The 6,935-nt window shown below is 29.1% G+C and carries 9 protein-coding genes and 2 tRNA genes; 9 read left to right on the top strand and 2 right to left on the bottom strand.

Features of this window, described 5'->3' with window-relative positions; translation table 11 throughout:
* Nucleotides 1–42 precede the first annotated feature (42 nt).
* A tRNA-Leu gene (locus ABY298_RS05480) sits at nucleotides 43–128 on the bottom strand.
* A 21-nt stretch (nucleotides 129–149) separates the two neighbouring features.
* Nucleotides 150–221 (bottom strand) — tRNA-Gly (locus tag ABY298_RS05475).
* Nucleotides 222–400: 179 nt separating this feature from the next.
* Here ABY298_RS05475 and cyoE point away from each other — a divergent pair.
* From cyoE to ABY298_RS05430, 9 genes are all read left to right on the top strand, one after another.
* Nucleotides 401–1,306, top strand: a complete 906-nt coding sequence (cyoE, locus tag ABY298_RS05470) for a heme o synthase (RefSeq protein ID WP_372745003.1) — start codon at nucleotides 401–403, stop codon at nucleotides 1,304–1,306.
* 4 nt (nucleotides 1,307–1,310) lie between these two features.
* A complete protein-coding gene (locus tag ABY298_RS05465) occupies nucleotides 1,311–1,892 on the top strand; it encodes a heme-copper oxidase subunit III (RefSeq protein WP_372745002.1) in 582 nt (193 codons plus the stop codon).
* Between the two features lie 54 nt (nucleotides 1,893–1,946).
* Nucleotides 1,947–2,927 carry a cytochrome c oxidase subunit 3 gene (locus ABY298_RS05460; RefSeq protein ID WP_372745001.1) on the top strand — a complete coding sequence of 327 codons (981 nt, stop codon included), beginning with the start codon at nucleotides 1,947–1,949 and terminating at the stop codon, nucleotides 2,925–2,927.
* A 19-nt stretch (nucleotides 2,928–2,946) separates the two neighbouring features.
* Complete coding sequence (locus ABY298_RS05455; protein ID WP_372745000.1) at nucleotides 2,947–3,303, top strand: cytochrome C oxidase subunit IV family protein; 357 nt, start codon at nucleotides 2,947–2,949, stop codon at nucleotides 3,301–3,303.
* A 64-nt stretch (nucleotides 3,304–3,367) separates the two neighbouring features.
* Nucleotides 3,368–4,015, top strand: a complete 648-nt coding sequence (locus tag ABY298_RS05450) for a hypothetical protein (protein ID WP_372744999.1) — start codon at nucleotides 3,368–3,370, stop codon at nucleotides 4,013–4,015.
* Between the two features lie 2 nt (nucleotides 4,016–4,017).
* Nucleotides 4,018–4,647, top strand: coding sequence for an SCO family protein (locus ABY298_RS05445; protein ID WP_372745004.1), 630 nt, complete (start codon nucleotides 4,018–4,020; stop codon nucleotides 4,645–4,647).
* Nucleotides 4,647–5,165 carry a DUF420 domain-containing protein gene (locus ABY298_RS05440; RefSeq protein ID WP_372744998.1) on the top strand — a complete coding sequence of 173 codons (519 nt, stop codon included), beginning with the start codon at nucleotides 4,647–4,649 and terminating at the stop codon, nucleotides 5,163–5,165. Before ABY298_RS05445 ends, ABY298_RS05440 begins: the two co-directional genes overlap by 1 nt.
* Complete coding sequence (locus tag ABY298_RS05435) at nucleotides 5,165–5,377, top strand: hypothetical protein (protein ID WP_372744997.1); 213 nt, start codon at nucleotides 5,165–5,167, stop codon at nucleotides 5,375–5,377. The genes ABY298_RS05440 and ABY298_RS05435 overlap by 1 nt, the downstream gene beginning before the upstream one ends.
* Nucleotides 5,378–5,537: 160 nt before the next feature.
* Nucleotides 5,538–6,866: a TolC family protein gene (locus ABY298_RS05430; RefSeq protein ID WP_372744996.1), complete on the top strand. Its 1,329-nt coding sequence runs from the start codon at nucleotides 5,538–5,540 to the stop codon at nucleotides 6,864–6,866.
* Nucleotides 6,867–6,935: the final 69 nt, after the last annotated feature.

The following is a 6,935-nucleotide window of genomic DNA, read 5'->3' as shown; positions in this document are numbered from 1 at the left end:
TTAAAACAAAAAAAGCTGAAACAATTATGTTTCAGCTTTTAGTACAAGAGGCGGGACTTGAACCCGCACGAGCATTACTGCCCACTGGATTTTAAGTCCAGCGTGTCTACCAATTCCACCACTCCTGCATTGGTATTTATATATTGTAGAGCGAAAGACGGGATTTGAACCCGCGACCCTCACCTTGGCAAGGTGATGCTCTACCCCTGAGCTACTTTCGCAGTCATTGTTTTAAAGAACATTGCATTTATATCTCTCAAATGCGATGGCAAAAATAAAACAATTCTCTTAATAGCAAAGACTTTTTTTAATTTTATTTCAAATTTTTTTTTAATCGCCTTATTATAAGGTTGTAATTGTGCAATAAAAAAATATCTTTGCACATAATATAACAAAAAAAATGCAATTATCTTCAAATTCTATATCCAAAAAAATGACCTTTTCGGCAGTTTTTAATGATTTTAAACAATTAACAAAGGTTGGTTTATCATTAAGTGTTGTTTTTTCATCTTTAGCTGGGTATTTATTAGCCGTTGAGAAAATTCAAATATCAATATTAATTTTATTAGCCATTGGTGGGTATTTAATGGTTGGAGCATCTAATGCGTTTAATCAAATTATTGAAAAAGATACAGATGCTTTAATGAAACGCACTAAAAATAGGCCATTACCCGCAGGAAGAATGCATGTTTCTATGGCAATGGTAATTGCGGTTTCATTTACTATTGTTGGTTTGGCAATTTTGTATAGTATTAATCCAAAAAGCGCCTTATTTGGAGCCATTTCTATATTTTTATACACAAGTATTTACACGCCTTTAAAAGCAATTACACCATTAGCTGTTTTTGTAGGAGCAATTCCTGGAGCTATACCATTTATGTTGGGATGGGTTGCAGCTACTAACGATTTTTCTATTGAACCAGGGATGTTGTTTTTAATTCAGTTCTTTTGGCAATTTCCACATTTTTGGGCAATTGCTTGGTTGCAATTTGACGAGTATAAAAAAGCAGGCTTCAATTTAATGCCAATGGGGCAAAAGAATAAGAAAGCTGTTGTGCAAATTATAATTTATACAGTATGTTTAATTATAGTTTCCGTTATTCCTGTATTAAAAATCACGGGAAGTTTTTATATTTACCCTTTAACTGCAGTAATTTTGGTGCTTTTAGGAAGTACAATGTTGTATTACGCAATTAAACTATATAAAAATCAAACAAATAAAGAAGCACGGCAATTAATGCTTTCAAGTGTTTTATATATTACATTAGTACAAATAATTTACGTAGTAGATAAATTTTTACATTAAAAAAATGAGACAAACTTTAGAACAAGAATACAAAACAGCTAAAAGAAAATCAGCAAAACCAATGTTATGGGTTTCTATGATTAGTATGACAATGATGTTTGCTGGATTAACTAGTGCATATGTGGTAAGTAGAAAAAGAAGTGATTGGGTTTCATTTGATTTGCCAGATGCTTTTTATACAAGTACGGCACTTATTGTTTTAAGTAGTATTACATTTTTATTGGCTAAATTTTTTATTAAAAAAGACAATCGTAAATTAACAACCTTTTTTTTGATTTCAACACTATTACTAGGTGCTGGATTTATCTTTTTTCAATTTGAAGGATTTGATCAATTATTTAATGCTGGATTTGTTTTTGCAGGTGAGCAAAGTACTGTAAAATCTTCATTTATCTACGGTATTACTTTGGCTCATATTGTGCATGTAGTTGCTGGTATAATAGTTCTGTTAGTGGTGGTATTTAACCATTTTAATAAAAAATATTCATCAAAAGAAACCTTAGGTTTAGAATTAGGAGCTATTTTTTGGCATTTTGTTGATATTCTATGGATTTACTTGTTTTTATTTTTCTATTTCATTAGATAAAAAAAATAATGTATTTTTGAGGCAACTATAACTAAAAATCAAAAACAAACTGATATGGAAGCAACTATTGCTACTGATTCCTCGGGTACTTCATGGGGTGGTGGAAACAATAAACCTTTAGGGGCAAGTTATGGTAAAATGATGATGTGGTTCTTCATTTTATCAGATGCACTTACTTTTTCTGGCTTTTTAGGCGCATATGGTTTAATGCGCTTTAAATTTATTGAATCTTGGCCAATTGCCGATGAAGTTTTTACTCACTTTCCATTTTTACACGGACTGCATGCGCCAATGTACTATGTGGCATTAATGACTTTTATTTTAATATTTTCATCTGTAACAATGGTGTTAGCCGTTGATGCTGGTCATCAAATGAAAAAAGGAAAAGTTTCTTTTTATATGTTACTTACTATAATTGGAGGTTTAATTTTCTTAGGGTCACAGGCATGGGAATGGAAAAATTTTATTGGAGGTTCTTACGGAGCTGTTCAGTTAAATGATGGTAAAATTGTACAATTTGTAGATGCATCAGGTCATCAAATAGAATTAGAGAAGTTTGCAGTTTCATCACATTCAGAAAGAACACAATTAACTAGAGATAAGGGAGTTTGGTTTATGAGTGAAAGCTCATTACCACCGTTTTCTGTAGAAGAAGTATTGGCTGGTTTTAAAGCAAATCCAGATATTTCTATTAGATTAGAAAAAATTGATCCAGCAACAAAAACAAAAACTATTGTTCCGCGGGCTGAAGCAATGAACTATTTAAACGAAACAAAAGCAGTTGTAAAAGGTGCTAATTTGCAAGTAAATGAATATGGAAAACCTTTGTTTGCTGATTTCTTTTTCTTTATTACTGGATTTCACGGTTTCCACGTATTATCAGGAGTAATTATTAATATTATTATTTTCTTTAATGTTATTTTAGGTACTTACGAAAAAAGAGGACATTATGAAATGGTTGAAAAAGTAGGTTTGTACTGGCACTTTGTTGATTTAGTTTGGGTATTTGTATTTACATTCTTCTACTTAGTTTAATTTATTAAAAAGATTTAAAATGGCAGCACAAGCACAAGAACATACATCGCACACTGGTTTAATTTGGAAAGTATTTGGTATTCTTTCAGTAATTACAATAGTTGAAGTAATTTTAGGTATTATTAAGCCAGATGCATTACACTTAACAACTTTTTTAGGAACAAGTCCGTTAAATATAATATTTTTAGTTTTAACTATCATAAAAGCATATTACATTACATGGTTCTTTATGCATATGAAAGATGAATCTAAAAGTTTAAGAAGGTCTGTTGTTTGGACAGCAGTTTTCTTAATTATTTATTTAGCAACCTTATTATTAATTGAAGGCAGTTATATAAACGATGTTTTATCACCTTTGGTAAAATGGAATTATTAAAAAATTAAAAAATATTTTAATGAAGGTGGTTTTTAGCCACCTTTTTTTATTTTAACTTTGTGATATGAAAAAATTCTGGGTGCTTTTTAGTCTGTTTATTTTGCCATTGGTTTTTTATATTTTTTTATCAAAAGGAATTTATAAATATTCAAATCTTCCAATTTTAACAGAGAACGTAATTGATGTTCAGGGGCTTGACAATTCAAATAAAATAACCTTTGAAAATCATTTATCAATTGTTTGTTTTTTAGGAAATGACAGCAGTACAGCAAAAGGCAGTTTATTTAACCTAAATCAAACTATTTATAAGCGTTATTACCAAAAACCATATTTTCAGGTGATTGCTATACTGCCAGAAGGATCTGAACCATTATACACAGAGGCTATAGAAGAACTTTCGGCTTTTACAGATATAAGTAAATGGCATTTTGTATATACAAGTGCATCAAATATTGAAACGTTATTTAGTAGCTTTAAAACACCTTATAAATTAAACGAAAATTTATATTCTGAAAACGCATATATAATTGATATGGAATTGCGTTTAAGAGGCAGAAAGGATGATGAAGACACAAAAGATGGTAAATTATATGGTTATAATATGAAATCTATTTCAGTTTTAAAAAATAAAATGAAAGATGATATTGCTATTATTTATTATCAGCTAAAAAAATCTGCGGAAAAAGAACAACGTAGAAAAAGAGAAATCTAATAATTATGAAAAAATATTCATACGTAGGAATTGCCTTTATTGTTTTGATTTTTGGGATTTATGCAGTGCCAAAAATTGTAAATAAATTTAAAACACCAACTTTAATAACTATTGCCAAAGTTCCAAACTTTGAATTTACAAATCAAGATGGACAATTAATTTCAAATTCATTTTATAATAATAAAGTGTATGTAGTAGAATTCTTTTTTACAACGTGCCCAACTATTTGCCCTAGAATGAATGAAAATATGGTAAAAATTCAGAATGAGTTTTATGGAAATTTAGATTTCGGAATTGCATCATTTAGTATAAATCCAAAATACGATACACCAGAAATATTAAAAGAATATGCCAAAAATCACGGTGCAACTTTAAAAACTTGGAATTTTTTAACTGGTGATCAAGAAAAAATATATGAATTAGCAAATAAAGGATTTACATTATATGCTGGTGAAAATAGTGATGCCGAAGGTGGTTTTGAACATTCAGGTATGTTTGCCTTGGTTGATAAACAAGGAAATATAAGATCTAGATTAGATGAACATGGAAATCCTATCGCTTTTTATGAAGGATTAGATCCAAAAGGAGTACAAATGATTAAAGAGGATATTAAAATACTTTTAAAAGAATAATGGAAATAAATAATACAAAATATAATAAATGGATTGTAACCCTATCAATTGCAATACCTGTAGTTGTGGCTATTTTATTTGGTGTTAAAATAGATGTTGAATTACCTGTTTTTTTACCACCAATTTATGCAACTATTAACGGATTAACTTCAATATTATTAATTGCAGCTGTTTGGGCAGTTAAAAATAAAAAAGTACAATTACACGAAAAACTTATGAAAACAGCTATTGCATTTTCAGTACTTTTTTTAGTAATGTATGTTGCCTATCATATGACATCAGAATCTACAAAATATGGCGGAGAAGGAGGTTTAAAAACGCTTTATTTTGTAATTTTAATTTCACACATTTTATTATCAATATTAGTAATTCCTTTTGTGTTAATTACATTTGTTAGAGCTATTACAAACAATATAGAGTTGCATAAAAAAATAGCAAAATATACATTTCCGCTTTGGTTATATGTTACAATTACTGGAGTTGTTGTATATTTAATGATCTCACCTTATTATTTATAATGAAAAAACTAACACTTTTAATAGCATTAATATTTGTTTTTCAAATAACAAATGCACAATGTGCAATGTGCAAAGCAGTTGTTGAAAGTGGTGAGGTTTCTCAGGCAGAAGGGTTAAATTCGGGTATTTTATATTTAATGATTTTCCCCTATCTTTTAGTTGGGGCTTTGTTGTATTTCATTATTAAGAGTAAACGAAAAAAGAAAATTTAACATTTCTATAAGAGGATAAAGGTGTAACAAATAATATTTTTAATCGTCATATAGCAAATTATACCTTATAAAAGTTTGTTGTTTTTTTAGTTTTAGTAAAAAAAAGCATCAAAATTATAGGTATTGTTAACAAATAAATTAACCAAAACTCAACTAATTAATGAGAACAAAAATTCTTAGTCTTTTAGCCATTATGTTATTTGTAAGCATACATGGGCAAGACAAAAAATGGACATTACAAGAGTGCGTTAACTACGCGGTAGAGAATAATATTAATATAAAGCAAACCAAATTAAGTGTTGATAGCAGCAAGGAAAGTTTAAATTACGCTAAAGGAAATTTTTTACCAAGTTTATATGGTTCTTCTAGCGGAAATTTAAATTTTGGTTCGGGTTTTGATCCTGTGTCGCAAGATAGAGTTTCAACAAGTACTTTTGGTGGTACATTTGGAATTAATTCTAGCATTACAGTGTTTAATGGTTATAGTAATTTAAACACATACAAGCAGGCGCAAATAGGAGTGGAAGCTAGTAAACTTGAATTAGAAAAAATGCAGGATGATATTTCATTATATGTTGTAAACACATATTTGAATGTTTTATTTGCAAAAGAAAATTTAAATGTTGCTAAAGTTCAATTTGAAATTAGCACCAAACAAATTGAAAATATAAAAGCAAAGTTTGAAGCTGGAGTAAAACCAAAAGGAGATTTATTAAATGCACAATCTACAGCAGCTGCAGATGAACAAGCAGTTATAGCTTATGAAAATACGTTAAATTTAGCTTTGTTAGATTTAGCTCAATTATTACAAATTAGCCCTGTTGGATTTGATATTGAAACAATAGAAGTAGCTTCACCTTCAATAGCAATGCTTTATAATAATCCAGAAGATGTATATCAAAAAGCATTGGCTAACAGACCAGAAATTAAAAAAGCTGAATTAGATATTGAGACAGCAGATTTATCGGTTGAAATAGCAAAAGCTTCATTTTTACCTACAGTAAGTTTAGGTGCTAATGTTGGAACTGGTTATGGATTTAATTTAAAAAACAACTCAAACATTCCATACTTTACTCAACTTGATGATAATTTGGGTTATGGTTTAAGTTTTAGTGTAACGGTTCCTATTTTCAACAGAAATCAAACCAAATCGTATGTTAATACACAAAAAATTAACTATGAGATTTCTACTTATGGATTAGAAAGTGAAAAATTACAATTACAACAAACTATTCAAAAGGCGTTTTATGATGCAAAGGCTGCTGCAAAATCTTATGAATCTGCAGAGAAATCATTAGTAGCTCAAGAAGAAGCATTTAAAAATGCACAAGAAAGTTATAATGTTGGCGCCATGACACAATTTGATTTTGACTTAGTTCGTAATCGATTAGTAAATGCAGAAGGTGCTATTATTAGAGCTAAATACGATTATATTTTTAAAACCAAGGTATTAAAGTTCTATTACGGCGAATCAATAATTATAGATTAAGATTTTAACAACTAGTTATTTAAACATCCAACCTATAAAGTTGGATGTTTTGTTTTATACACAACTAAT

This window comes from Lutibacter sp. (assembly GCF_041596795.1).
Taxonomy (GTDB): domain Bacteria; phylum Bacteroidota; class Bacteroidia; order Flavobacteriales; family Flavobacteriaceae; genus Lutibacter.
This window is presented reverse-complemented; position numbering and strand designations above follow the sequence as displayed.